This window comes from Pseudoalteromonas sp. Ld20 (assembly GCF_045064175.1).
In the GTDB taxonomy this organism is placed as follows: domain Bacteria; phylum Pseudomonadota; class Gammaproteobacteria; order Enterobacterales; family Alteromonadaceae; genus Pseudoalteromonas; species Pseudoalteromonas neustonica.
The window spans coordinates 120,296-133,572 of the sequence record NZ_JBISHB010000026.1 but is presented as its reverse complement, the minus strand read 5'-3'; the positions used below and the strand labels follow the sequence as shown (position 1 = coordinate 133,572).

At 37.7% G+C, this 13,277-nt stretch carries 11 protein-coding genes and 1 pseudogene; 10 read left to right on the top strand and 2 right to left on the bottom strand.

Going from position 1 to position 13,277, the window contains the following annotated elements; all coding sequences use genetic code 11:
* Positions 1-246 precede the first annotated feature (246 nt).
* Complete coding sequence (locus ACJJVX_RS02750) at positions 247-3,201, top strand: TonB-dependent receptor (RefSeq protein WP_405630019.1); 2,955 nt, start codon at positions 247-249, stop codon at positions 3,199-3,201.
* A gap of 262 nt (positions 3,202-3,463) precedes the next feature.
* Here ACJJVX_RS02750 and ACJJVX_RS02745 read toward each other — a convergent pair whose 3' ends face one another.
* Both ACJJVX_RS02745 and ACJJVX_RS02740 read right to left on the bottom strand, forming a co-directional pair.
* Positions 3,464-4,195, bottom strand: coding sequence for a FadR/GntR family transcriptional regulator (locus tag ACJJVX_RS02745; RefSeq protein WP_405630017.1), 732 nt, complete (start codon positions 4,193-4,195; stop codon positions 3,464-3,466).
* Positions 4,196-4,787: 592 nt separating this feature from the next.
* Positions 4,788-4,955 carry a helix-turn-helix domain-containing protein gene (locus ACJJVX_RS02740; RefSeq protein ID WP_405630015.1) on the bottom strand — a complete coding sequence of 56 codons (168 nt, stop codon included), beginning with the start codon at positions 4,953-4,955 and terminating at the stop codon, positions 4,788-4,790.
* 212 nt (positions 4,956-5,167) lie between these two features.
* Here ACJJVX_RS02740 and ACJJVX_RS02735 point away from each other — a divergent pair, with 212 nt between their 5' ends.
* The 9 genes and pseudogenes from ACJJVX_RS02735 to ACJJVX_RS02695 all read left to right on the top strand — a co-directional run bounded on the left by ACJJVX_RS02735 (position 5,168) and on the right by ACJJVX_RS02695 (position 12,957).
* Positions 5,168-5,413, top strand: coding sequence for a YfhL family 4Fe-4S dicluster ferredoxin (locus ACJJVX_RS02735; RefSeq protein WP_082355570.1), 246 nt, complete (start codon positions 5,168-5,170; stop codon positions 5,411-5,413).
* 510 nt (positions 5,414-5,923) lie between these two features.
* Complete coding sequence (locus ACJJVX_RS02730) at positions 5,924-6,112, top strand: hypothetical protein (RefSeq protein WP_212760730.1); 189 nt, start codon at positions 5,924-5,926, stop codon at positions 6,110-6,112.
* A gap of 260 nt (positions 6,113-6,372) precedes the next feature.
* On the top strand, positions 6,373-7,209 hold the full coding sequence (locus ACJJVX_RS02725; RefSeq protein ID WP_405630012.1) for a hypothetical protein: 837 nt from the start codon (positions 6,373-6,375) through the stop codon (positions 7,207-7,209).
* Positions 7,202-7,630: a hypothetical protein gene (locus ACJJVX_RS02720; protein ID WP_405630011.1), complete on the top strand. Its 429-nt coding sequence runs from the start codon at positions 7,202-7,204 to the stop codon at positions 7,628-7,630. The genes ACJJVX_RS02725 and ACJJVX_RS02720 overlap by 8 nt, the downstream gene beginning before the upstream one ends.
* Complete coding sequence (locus ACJJVX_RS02715; RefSeq protein ID WP_170174614.1) at positions 7,620-8,291, top strand: hypothetical protein; 672 nt, start codon at positions 7,620-7,622, stop codon at positions 8,289-8,291. The genes ACJJVX_RS02720 and ACJJVX_RS02715 overlap by 11 nt, the downstream gene beginning before the upstream one ends.
* Before the next feature lie 197 nt (positions 8,292-8,488).
* Complete coding sequence (locus ACJJVX_RS02710) at positions 8,489-9,448, top strand: viperin family antiviral radical SAM protein (RefSeq protein WP_170174613.1); 960 nt, start codon at positions 8,489-8,491, stop codon at positions 9,446-9,448.
* A complete protein-coding gene (locus tag ACJJVX_RS02705) occupies positions 9,445-10,752 on the top strand; it encodes a DUF4145 domain-containing protein (RefSeq protein ID WP_405630007.1) in 1,308 nt (435 codons plus the stop codon). The genes ACJJVX_RS02710 and ACJJVX_RS02705 overlap by 4 nt, the downstream gene beginning before the upstream one ends.
* A gap of 230 nt (positions 10,753-10,982) precedes the next feature.
* Positions 10,983-11,225: pseudogene (locus ACJJVX_RS02700) on the top strand (restriction endonuclease subunit R); the annotation flags it as partial.
* Between the two features lie 115 nt (positions 11,226-11,340).
* Positions 11,341-12,957 (top strand): hypothetical protein, encoded by a 1,617-nt coding sequence (locus tag ACJJVX_RS02695; RefSeq protein ID WP_405630004.1) that lies wholly within the window; start codon positions 11,341-11,343, stop codon positions 12,955-12,957.
* The last annotated feature ends 320 nt before the right edge of the window (positions 12,958-13,277 follow it).

The window sequence follows — 13,277 nt, the reverse complement described above, 5'->3', positions numbered from 1 at the left end:
GGTAAATTAATTCAGCGATAGAATTAATCCTGTAATTATTTAAATTGCTATTTATCAATGCCTTACTTTTATATCTGCACGGTGACTTATTGGTAATGTAAATTGGTCGACTTTTTTATTAAATGTTATTACCAAAAGGGTTGATCTTTTTTTGTTCAAGTGTAATTATTTGGTTAACCTTTTGTGAAAGCGAACGGCCAATGACAACAAATATAAACCAAAGCATTCGAACACACAGGAAACACTATGAAGCATAAATTATCTAGCGTTACATTAGCGATACTTTCAGCTACAGCATTGAATGTTGCATCAGCGCAAGAAGCAAAGCAGCAATCTGTGGATGAACTTGAAGTAATTGAAGTGTCAGGTATCAGGCAGTCGCTTACTAATGCATTAGCACAAAAACGTTCAGCCGCAAGCCTTGTAGAAGTGATAGAAGCCGTAGATATTGGTAAGTTACCGGATCAAAATTTAGCTGAAGTATTAGAAAATGTAACCGGTGTACAGATCACGCGTCAAGCAGGTGTCGGTACGGGGGTACAAATTCGTGGTACGAATGCGAATCGTACAGAAATTAATGGTGTTTCTACAGTGGGTTCCGGCTCTGGTAGAACAGGTATCAGTTTTGAAGATGTGTCGGCATCGATGATCTCTGGTGTTGAAGTGATTAAATCACCAGAAGCTAAAACAATAGAAGGATCTGTAGGAGGCACAATTAACCTTCGTACAATCCGCCCATTGCAACTTAATGATACGTTAGCAGCTTTTCGCGTACAAGCTGAAGACAGCAGCCTCTCCACTGATAGCATTAAACCAAGAATATCGGGTTCTTGGGGTGACAATTGGCAACTAGATTCTGGTGGCGAGTTTGGCGCTGTATTTAGCGCAAGTTATGCAGAGCAAGACGTAACAGCATTTCGTCCTCGAGCTGATCGCGATAACTCCGTCGCAGCGGGGAGTGATGCAGCAAGTGCCCAGTCTTTTGACTTTTTACCTATTCAATTCTTGATTCAGGATTATGATAATTACGAGTCAGAAACGGTTAACTTTGCTGGTACGCTAGAATGGGCACCTAATGAGAACACCAAGTTCTTTTTTGATGCCGTGATGAACGACCAAGACAGACGTCAAGAAAGCTCACGGGTTCAAGCCTCTGGCGTGAGTGACCTTCGTAATGTTGCAGCTCCTAGCGAATTTGAAACGGTTGATTTTGGCGTATTAGACGGCCAAGATTTAGGAAGTATTCAAGCGGCGTTAAAAGGTGTTATCCCTGTTGAAGACGGGGGAGCAGATCCTAATTTACGCTTTTCAAGTGATACAAATGCACGTCAAACTGATAGCCAAATATTTCGATTGGGTGGGCAATGGCAGGGTGATAAGTTATTTGTGAGTATGGAAGCGTCATCGTCACGCTCTGATTCAAATACACCAAGCTTCAATACAACATTGAACTTCATTAACCCTAATGTAGCAACCAATGACTCGAACGAAAATGGCACCCCTTTTGAATATGACTTGAGCGGGGGAGCGCTTGCATTTGGTATTGCCCAAGGTGAAGCAAATGCGCCAACCAGTGCACAGTTACTAGACCCTGCAAATGTTGTATTACGCGATGTAAACCAAGGGCGTGATACGACAGAAAATAAAGAAGATGCGATCAGAGCTGATTTTAATTATTACTTAGACAGCATGATCACGTCGGTCGATTTTGGGTACCGTTATAACAGATCAAGCAGCACCTCAGATCAAGTACGTAATAATGTGGGCTTGCGTAAAATGGCAGATAGCCCATCAGGTGATTTATTTGCAGAGCTGCTGGTGGCCGGGCCTGATAATTTTAACAAAGCAGACGGGCGAACACTCTTTATAAAAGACTTTTTATTAGTTAACCCTGAGCTTGCCGGCTCAAACCCAGACTATGTACTTGAAGTATTAAATGATGCGATTACAGCAAATAATGCGCTTACAGGTTCTGATCGTGCGCCAATCAGTTCGCCTACATCTCAGGTGAGTGCATTTTTTGACATTGAAGAAACAACGCATGCATTGTACGCACAAGCAAATTTCGAATATGAAATGTTTCGAGGTAATGTTGGCGTACGATATTTACAAACGGACATTACGTCAACAGGTAACTCAGTAACAACCGACGATGATGGGAATCAAGTCGTTTCACAAGTCGTGTCTGAAGCGGATTATAATTTTGTATTACCACGTATAAACATCAGCGCAGACGTGTCTGAAGATGTGTTAGTTCGTTTGGGTTGGTCTAAAGATATTCGTCGCCCTGATTATGACGACTTATCTACGTCCGTGTCATACAGCACAAGTCCTAATTCAGCGGTTGCCATTGGTAACCCAGGCTTAGGGCCAGAAGAGGTAACATCGTTTGATATTTCAACCGAGTGGTACTTCGCTCCTTCAGCGTTAGTAAGCGTGGGCTATTTTCATAAAAAGCGCAAAGACCTGCATGTCACAAAGCAAGTTGACCCCTATGAAGACCCAACCACGGGATTTCGTGATGTTGTAGGACCAATCTGTGAAGCTGGTGGCACATTTAACCCCATTGCTGATATTAATGTCTTTGGGCCAGAGCCTGGTGTTGGTTTGTGTGTGCCTACTCAAACGACAGTTAATGATGCTGATTCACGCACCCAACAAGGTATTGAGTTGGCATTTCAATATGACTTATCTGAATTCGAAAGCGACTTAGGCTGGGCATCAGGCTTTGGCGTGATGGCTAACTATACGTATCAAAAATCATCAGGAGGTGAAGCAATTGATAATGCAACGAGCCGTGCAAACGCCGTATTTGCATTAACAACGGGCATTGAGAACATTGATGTCTCTGCCAAACAGCCGCTTTTAGATCTTTCTGAAAACGCATATAACTTTACCTTGTACTATGAAAAATATGGTTTTTCAGCGCGTGCAAGATACACGTGGCGAGAAGGTTACCGCTCAGAAGACTTTGGCAGTACATCTAGTTACCCATGGGGCTTCCCAGTTGTTCAAGAGGACCGTGGTCAGTTAAACGCAAGTGTTAATTATGATGTAACCGAGCAATTTAGTGTTGGTATAGAAGCCGTGAACTTAACGAAGTCAGATGTGAGTCAGTCTTGTGTTAACGAAGGATCATTACTGTGTTATCAAGGCTTAACAGATCGTCGTATTACTTTTGGTGCAAGTTACCGTTTTTAATAAGTTAATTGTGTGAGTACCAATTGGTAATTGGTATAAAAGCAAGCCACTAGGCTTGCTTTTTTTTTGCATTATTTTTAGGTGTACCCAACGCTTAAAACATTTGTGTGCGTACATTTAATAAAATGTATATTGGCTGTTTAGCCTATTTGAAAGCCGTTTTATTAAATAATCATAGCAGAAGGCGGGGTCGTTAAAAAATAAGACAACACACATAGCAAAGGCACAGTTATGTGCCTTTTAGGGAATAGAAAAGTAAGATTTATTGAGTTAAATGAGAGATAGAATACAAGCCACGCGTTTCACTTGTTTTACGTTTTATTTCTTCAAGGGCCTTTTTCTCGCTTGCGGCAAAGAGTGAATTAATTAAACGGTTAAAGTGGTTGTGCATGGCTTTACGGGCTGCCGATGAGTCATGGCTGGCGATAGCATCATAAATACATGTGTGCTCTTGTAAACGCTGCTCGTCGCTTTGTGAACACACATCGTCATAGGCCGCGATGATTTGTGGCTCGCTGCGTCTTAACTTCCACAAGTTTTGAATTGACATGAAAATTGCGTTGTTACGGGTCGACTTAGCAATGATCTCATGAAAGCGTTGATCAGCTTCAATCGCCATTTTTGGCACTTGCATATCATCTAAACTTTGCTTTAAATCGGCCAGTTCGTGATCTTGAATTGTTGCCGCTGCTAAGGCGGCAGCTTCAGCTTCAATGAGTGCTCTGGCCTGTGTTAGTTCAAATGCACTAATAGGCTTATCGCTAGCCTCTACTTTATTAGTGTCTGTAACAAATACACCCGAGCCGGTCTTAACCTCAACACGGCCTCTGACTTCAAGCGCAATAATAGCCTCTCGAATTGTAGGCCTACTTACTTGATGAGTTTCTGCTAATTCACGTTCTGCAGGTAAACGGCTTCCAACATGATAGACACCTTGATCTATTGCGGCTTCTAACTTATCAACAACGTTCCAAAAACGTCTACGCCTTTTCATTTTATATTCCCCAAGTTTAGTAAACGGTAGATGCACAGCTTTGATGTGGATAATAATTAAGCCGAACCGAGTAGGCTAAATCACTCCACAAATTGGTAAAAAAGTTGGTAAAAAAATTAATCTAATTGGTAAATTACATTTCTTAGTTTAGCTTGTCAATTTGCTTTTGTTTTAAATTTAGCTGCAAACAGACGATTGAAACTGCTTTATTTAAATTATTCAGCGCTGAAGAGGAGATGTTGTCATCCGAGAATATTTTTTCATCAATATAATTAGTGGGTTAAATGTATTTATGAACGTTTTCTGTTGGCATGGTATTGCTAGTCGTTAAATCAGTGATGGAAAAATAAACAGCCAAAAATGCGAGGGCTAACTTTATATAACTCGGTATAAATAAAGGGCTCCCAGTGTATTCGTTGAGTAAAATTAAAAGAACAAGTATGCATTCTATAGGGTTGGGATTTGCGCTAGAAAATATGATATTTCCTTATGAGCGCTATTGAGTATCATTTATTATTAATTTAATCGCTCAATACAATTAACCTAAGGCAATTAACTACCCGTTAAATGCTTATTCATGGCGTACGTATTATCAAGCTGTTGCTCTATAAAGCAATAGCTGCCTGAATGAAATAAGCCCTGTAACCTCAAACTTTTTTATTGTAGATGCAGGTACTGTGCTTTTTTTTGCTAACGCCTCGCGTGACATCTTTGCTTTTTTGCGGCGCTCTTTTAAATGCTCAGCAAAAGCCAGCTGCACATCACTTTCGCTTAATAATTAATGATAGAACCTCGCGAACTTGATTGGACATTACTGTGTCCATTTTTGGGTTGTAAAGTTAATGGTTGAATGCGAATTAACTAATATGATTTCTATTGATTGAGATCAACAAGAAAACCCAGCATAAAATGCATAATTTGCGACTGCAAATTTATGCTAGAAGTACTAGCTTTAATAAATGAGGTTAGAGAGTGGCTTTACTAATAAATAGTAAGTGCATTAACTGCGACATGTGCGATCCAGAGTGCCCAAATGAAGCGATTTATATGGGCGCTAAAATTTACCAAATCGACCCTGCAAAATGCACCGAATGCGTAGGCCACTACGACAAACCTACGTGCGTGAGTGTATGCCCAATTGACTGCATAAAGCCCGATCCTAATCACCGTGAAAGTATAGATGAGCTGGCAGAGAAATATGTGAGGTTAACGGGGTAGTTTGTCGGTTGGTTTTTATGCTTAATGGGTTACTACGAAGCGAAAGTGGCGATACTGTCGCAGCAATCAAACTGCTCGCATATTGCGTATTGTGATCGATAAATATCCCTTCATATATTTTTAATTAAGTCTCAATAATTCGCGCTCTTTACGGTATGATAACTCAATAATTTGTATTGATATTCTGGTCTGAGAGAGACCCGATGGACGCTGCAACTAAAAAGCTACAAAACAAGTACAAGTCGGGTTTGAATAATCGCTTTTGGATGCCGCCAATAAGCTACGCGGCAGTATTGTATCTGCAGAATATAAGCACAAATAACATAGGTACAATCGCAAACCAAAACAATTAAACCGTAGAAGACCTTGTTGGGCTGGCTACCCAACATCGCTTACTGGTAATGCTAACTATGCGTGAATAATACATATGGTCTTTAAGCTATTTACATGAATTTAGCAGCACTGGGTTAGGGTGAAGAACGTGATGATAAATAAAGGAAGTGGCCACTAATGAAACTCACCCGTCTACTCAAAGCGAAAGCTTATTGGCAAATACGGCGCTTAATTGTAGAAGATGACCAGCGAGGCCAAGCACGCGCAGTTTATGGCAAAAGGTTTGACATTACCAGCCTATTTAATATACACCGCTTTTATCTCGCCTTTGAAAAACGAGCCGCAGGGACGTTGTTAGCTAGTTAAAACAATAAAGTGCCGCTAAAGAGCCCTAGATAAAAATCAAAGTTTAGTAGGTGAAAAATGCGCGCTCAGTATTTTAATAAAATGATCCCGCAATATGATCGTTTCAGTATTATTAAAATTAAGCTTCATTAAATCTTTATTTTTGCGATATCATTAGTTAGTTGATTTTTTAAATTTACTAGTTATGTAATTTGTATGCGGTTTGCAAAAGTGACTCAGTTCTGAGCTTTAGTTATTTGTACAAGGATGTTTAAAGAAATATGGAAAGTAATAATGAGTCTTCGATCACCAGTGAAAATGCTGAAACAGTAGAAGCAGAAACTCAAGATAACCCTCTCTCCCAGAATCAATTAATACAGCAATGGCGAGTAAACCTTGCATCCCTAAAAAAAGACACAGGGTTTGAAGTACCTAAGGAACTTGATAAAAGTGATGAAAAGGTAACTACTGCGCTAGATGCAATAGCGTATTTAGATAAAAAAAATACTTTATTAGACGAAAACGAAGATTTTCATTTATCGGACAATGGCTTGGCAACATATAAAACCAAACACATGATTGCTTTTGAATATTTATCACAGCTGAAAAAGCCTGATCTTAAGAAAAACCCACCAAAGTTTTATTTCACTTCAAGAGCAAAAAAAATAGAGCAGTTATCAAAACCAAGCCATTGGATTCACTCGCTATCTCACTTTTTAATCACGCTAATCGTCACTTTAGTGCTTGGGGTTATTAGCCTCTTAGTATTGGTTAAAACTCAGGATAATTTGTTTGTTAAGTTACTAGTAGGCTGGTTTTGGATTGTAAATATTAAAACAGCGAGCAATTTAATTGGGAAATATAAAAAATTAGCTATCACTCCTTTTCGATTTAGTGTCAGCTTATTAGGTATTCAGTCACTAAACGTACTAATAAAAGTAAGCCTACTAGGCATTATTCCTTTTCTTATTGTGAGTAAATATAACGCTTATTGGATTGATGATGTGATAATAATTAGCTTATTTATTTCGTGTCTAATTAACTTTAAGCCTGACGAAAAACCATCAAAGCAAGTAGTTGAAAAAGACTTAGCAGAAGCAGGCACAGCCAATGTTTAAAGGATTGATATTAGTTGTATTCATTCTTTTTAGCTCAAGTAGTTTTGCAAACGTTGATATAGAGCTTGCATGTAAAGAAAAAAAAGAGCAACAGCGCTCCCTATTAGAAAGGCTTTCAACCTCTGTGACTGAAGCACATTTAGCGGGTCAATGCACTGGGTATGATTCGTACTACAAGGTTAATCTTAAAGAGTCTTGCTCAGAGTTTTTAGAGCAAAAAGAATCGCTGCTCAGTTCTTTAAGTACATCCCTCAAAGAGGCTAATTTGGCAGGCATGTGTATTGGCGCAATTTATAGAGTAGCAAAACGGTGTAAAGTAGATACTTACAACATTAATTACGCACTCATTGCTAGAGGAGCGCTAACTGTCCATAAAGTAGAGCAACGCCTTGGTTGTTATGGTGAACAGTATGGCAGGTAAAAATAAAAGTATTGCAGCAGTTGCCTGTCAAGCCTTAGGAATTGACCGCAACTTGTTACCAGAGCGGTTGAGAAGTCGTTTAAATTATTACGTTAAAGATAAAAACCTCAAAGCAAAACTACTTGATGAGGCAGATAAAAAATCAGAGTCAGTCGATTATGTGCCAAAGCCTATTAAAGCAGGTAATCATGTATTTATCCGTAATCTGGTTATTCTAGATACGTTGTTTGAAGATAAAAAATTAGTTGTAAAGTGGCTCAATGGCGAAAAAATCAATACTGCAAGTTTTGAGCAGTTTGCCAAGGAGTGGAGGGCTAAAAAATTACTCTTTCAAGCACTTGATAAGCGTATTGGTGATTTAAGGCTTTTTCTATCAGATGAAAATATAGATTGGTCACAAGATGAAATCCCATATCCATTTAATGAAGGTCAATATAGTTCATTGGAGATGATTGCTAATTCTATTGAATTTGATACGCAATCGAGCCCATATGATTTAGCTCTTAAGGCTGTGATCGAAGGCGAGTTTGGTGTTCTAGGTAAACTAATTACTAAAAACCCAGATGCGTTTATTAGCGAACATGGCCAATGGCTAGTGAATCTATACAGCGCTAAAAAAGCAGAGTACGAAGAATATAGTTTATTGCTAAATAAATATTAAAAAATTTACTGACTTCCCTTTTTTGTGAATTTCACAGTTTGATACTTGCTCCTGAAGTCACCGCACACTGCGGTGATATTAGGAGATTATTATGTATCATTTAATTCTTTTTTCATTACTCAATGAAACCAATGAACTTTCATTAGCTGATTCAGCTATTAAAACAACACTATTGAGCCTTGTGTTAGGAGGTTCGCATGAATAACTCTATTGATGAATTAGTTATTAATTATCACGTTACAGAAGTATGTAACTACTCATGCAAATTTTGCTATGCAAAGTGGGATCGTCCCAACGAAATACAAGCTAATGGCCAAGACGCAGAGTTAATGCTTGAAAAGTTAGCCAATTACTTTTTTGACGATAATACCAACCAAGTAAAAGCAGTTTTCCCTTACAAAAGTGTGCGTATCAATTTTGCAGGAGGCGAGCCGTTAATTCTTAAAAAACGTTTTGCAAAGTTAATTATAAAAACAAAGTCACTCGGCTTTAACTTATCGCTCATTACGAATGGTCATTACCTAACAGACTCTTTTATAGATAACTATGGTGCGATGTTTTCAATGATTGGGATCAGTTTTGATAGCCAATATTTAACTGCGCGTAAAGATATTGGCCGAATAGATCGTAAAGGGGAGTCTTTTGGAAGCCATGATTTAATTAAAGCAGTTACACAGCTTCGAAACGTTAATCCATCCATTACAATAAAGGTAAACACCGTTGTTAATAGCCTTAATTACCAAGAATCATTCGAGCAGCTAATAGCAAATATAAAACCCGAAAAATGGAAGGTGTTTCAGGTGCTGCCTGTGTTAAATAACAACTTATTAGTTTCTGATGATCAATTTTCTGGGTTTGTAAAAAACCACGCTTCATTAAAAGAAGTCATGGTGGCAGAAGATAACGAAGCAATGACAAATTCTTATTTAATGATTAACCCTCAAGGACGCTTTTATCAAAATAGCGCAACTCAAAATGGATATGTTTATGGTGATTTAATTTTAGATGTTGGTGTGAAGCAAGCATTAGAGGTCTGTAAAATAAACTGGGAGACGTTTACTAGCCGATATAAAAAGGATAATACAGTTAGCCTCATTAGTAATAGCGAGTATCAGCTTAAAAATAACGCCGCGTGTAAACAGGGAGTCTCAGCATGAGCACTATAAATAATGATGAACAATTCGCAGCATTGTTTAAAGAGTCCATTGCGTCAGATTACAAAAATGCACTATTACTGATGAATGTAAGCCCTGATGTTAGTTTGTTTAAATTTCGTAAGATACTAGAGACCTTATGCTTACTATATGCGCAACACAATAGTTATGAATTTACTAATAAAAACTTATGGGAGCAAATAAATGAACTTGCAAATATCAGCGCAATTCATGGAGCTGATAGAGAGCTATTTCATGCTGTTAGAGAGTTAACAAATGATGGAGTACATAATAAGGAGTTGAGTAACGAAATATTACTGAGTAAGGCGTTAGCCTCAAGAACAAAAATCTTAGACTTATTGGAAAGTGCTTATCTGAGCTTAGGGCTTGGTGAGCGTTTACCTCAATATGAGTTAATAGATGTGGGAGGCCAAGAACATAAAGACTTATGGTTTAACTGTTTAATCTCTTGTGATTATAAAAAGTATTTAAGTTTAGGTGTTTTTTACGAAAAAATGGGCAAAGTGTTTGAAAACGAAGCCTTAGATGACAAATCTTTCACTGCGCGCGCGCAGGCTATGTATTCTTTTGCCGCTGAGTCTTATAAAAGTGCTTTTCAACTTTGCTCAAAAAAAACGATAAGTGATGTTATTAGCGCTGATGATAAACAAATTAGTATTGCTCAGCAAAGCCATCAAATTGTATTTAAATATGCTCTTTTATGTCTTAATAATAAAGTAGATAACCTACATATTACTGAGGTAACAATATTACTAAATGCATTAGCAAAAAGAGGCTTTTACGCTGCTTACGCTTATTTGGGCTGGTGCCATTACTTAAGTGAAGACTATAAAAAAGCACATAAATACCTAACCCACAAAAAGGCTGAGCATACTGTTTTTCTATATCAAAGGTTAGGTGTTTTATACTCTTCAGGCAAAGCTAGTCCAATTGATGGTGATAAAGCCGTTGAGTTTTTTAAAAAAGCAGTAAGGCTAGGCTGTAATAAATCAATGTTTGAATTAGGAAAAATCTATTACAAAGGTGAGTTAGTTAAAAAAGATGACGGACTAGCTCAAAAATACTTATGCGAAGCAATTGCTACTGGTAACTTAGATGCAGCTTTGTACCTTGATGAAAAGTACTGGCAGCTACGCAATTTATTTTCTGGATTGCTAGATGAAATTAAAGATGCCAAAGTAAAAATAGGACCACAAAAATGTTGTACTAAAACCACTAAATTAGGACGAAATGAACCTTGTTCGTGTGGCTCTAATTTAAAGTATAAAAATTGCTGCGGAAAATAAATGTAAATATCTATAGTGTTAAGTGTTTATATTTAGCCAATGAATGATCGCAGTACGTCTTAAAAAGTAAACCCCAAATTAAAAACGAGAGACAGTGTCTCTCGTTTTTAATTTACCTTTTATTTTTGCTTATTAACCCTATTTTATATAGCATCACTAAACAGCATGAAACACGTTGAATCAACGAGTTGTGCGCACTCATTGCGCAGTATTTAGGGATGATTTAAGTTATGGATAAAAGAAAGCTCAGCGAAACCGATATAATCAATAAGTTTATTCTACCCGCAGTTAAAACCTCAGGGTGGGACTACATTACCCAAATACGCCAAGAGGTTAAACTTCGTGACGGTAAAGTAATCGTTAGTGGGCAACTTGGTGTACGTAAAACGGTTAAATCGGCCGAGATAGTGCTTTACCATAAACCCAGTATGCCACTTGCTGTCATTGAGGCCAAAGCCAATAAGCACGAAGTAGTCCACCTAACCGACGCCATAGTCGAACAGGCCTTATAATATGCAATTAGCTACTTTTTTAAGAAATACAATATTAGGTGATGATGCATAGGGGCGTGCTACTGAGTTCGTTAAAGTGCCAAAGAATAATAGTAAAAATGGTCTTATTGCTATTTCGTTAGAAGAAGGTACTTTTCTATCTTATATCATTTGGCCTATGAATACATTTCATATCATTGCTCGAATGCTTGATACATTTGATGTGTATCAAAACGTAGTATCTTTAAAAAACTATAGTGAACTCCCCTATAAAAGCTCAACAGGAAGGCATGACCGAACGTGGCGACAATCTATATTATTAAGTAAAAATGAAAAAACAATAGAAGTGACCGACCGTTTTTATGAGCTTTTGTACAATTTATTTAAGAGTTCTAATGCGAGTCAACAAGTTAGTGATTTGCTCCAGAACCGAACTTATTTTAGTCAGTTAATAGAGTTATTTAATGCAAGCGATAGTTGTGCTTTTAATATCAAAAATACTTTATTTTCAGAGGGCGCTCGCGCATACATTGCAGCCCAGGTTAAAAAGCTAGCACGTTCAGAAAGTTCAGCGATATTGAGCTTTTCAAATTGTAATTCCAGTTACGGCAGTGTCCATTATAAAACCCACACACCACAATCAGGTATATCCTTAAATAGTTTGAGCCACGATTTAGCTTATGTAAAAGCAGGTGTAGAGATAAACTCACTCCCCCAAAAAGTCGAATACAAAAATGAGCAAAAAGACTTTAATATTTTACTTTTGCCTTGGCCATTGAAAGTAGAAGATAATTTTTTCAATACAGCTGTAAAACCACTATTACAAATGGATGATGAATTTGGGTTCTTCTCATATTCTAACTTAGAATTAATTACAGCAAAAAAAATTATATATGCAGTAGAGGGTTCTGATAGCCCTTTAGATCTTGTTGTAATTCCAGAGTGTTCAATTGATAGTGTAAATAAGCAAACTATTATTTCAGAATTAGGTAGGTACTTTAAAAGCAAGGATTTAAAAGTTCCGACTTTTATATTTGGTGTTTTTAAAAAGGGAACGGGCGGTACATACGGTGAGAATAGCTTATCGGTATTAGTTTGGGACGAAAACACGAGTTGCTTTGTTGTGGAGACTCAACAAAAGCACCATCGCTGGGCTATTGATCAGCAACAAGTAAGTAATTATGGCTTGCAGAAGGTTTTTGAAGGTAAAAAAGTAAAGTGGTGGGAAGACTGTTTAATTGGATCTAGAAAATTACTTTCATTTGAAAAAAGCTCAACTCATATATGCCCATTAATATGTGAAGACCTTGCGAGGCAAGAGCCGATCTCAGGTGTACTGAGATCATTAGCCCCTCATCTAGTTGTTGCTCTTCTTTTAGATGGACCTCAACTTAAAAGTCGCTGGCCAGGGCATTACTCGCACACTTTAGTCGATGAGCCGGGAAGTAGTGTCCTTACTATTTCACCTTATGGGATAGTTGAACGCTCTACAAATGGTGGTGAGTTTTCTAAAAGTAACGTGATCTCTTTATGGAGCGAGCCCAATAAAACTGTAGAAATCGGGTTAGATGATGAAAAGGCAGGTGTAGTTTTAATGCTAGTACAGGAAGAATCGAAGCAATGGACTGCAGATGGCAGATTAGAACCAAAGAAAAGGCTGAGATATAAAGGCCATCGGTCTGTTTGCTCTACGAATGAGTTATCTGAAAAATAATTAAAACCTCTAAATACTTAATATCATTTAAAAAGGAATTATATGCCAACTTATAATAAATATAACTTCAATGGAGAACAGTTAGGTAAAGCACCGCTTATTTTAGCGATAATGAAAGTAAGCGTATAGCTAACGACACCTCATAGGTTGGATCTTAAGAAACTTGAAGTTGAACTCTGTTAATGATCAAATAGTTACGCCAATAAAAAAATGACTAAAAACAGAGTTCACATGCAGATTAACCAAGTTTCAAATCAATTAAAAGCCCTCATCTCAGAAAAGCACCTAATCGCGCTTGCAAAAACCTCTGGGTTTCAAGT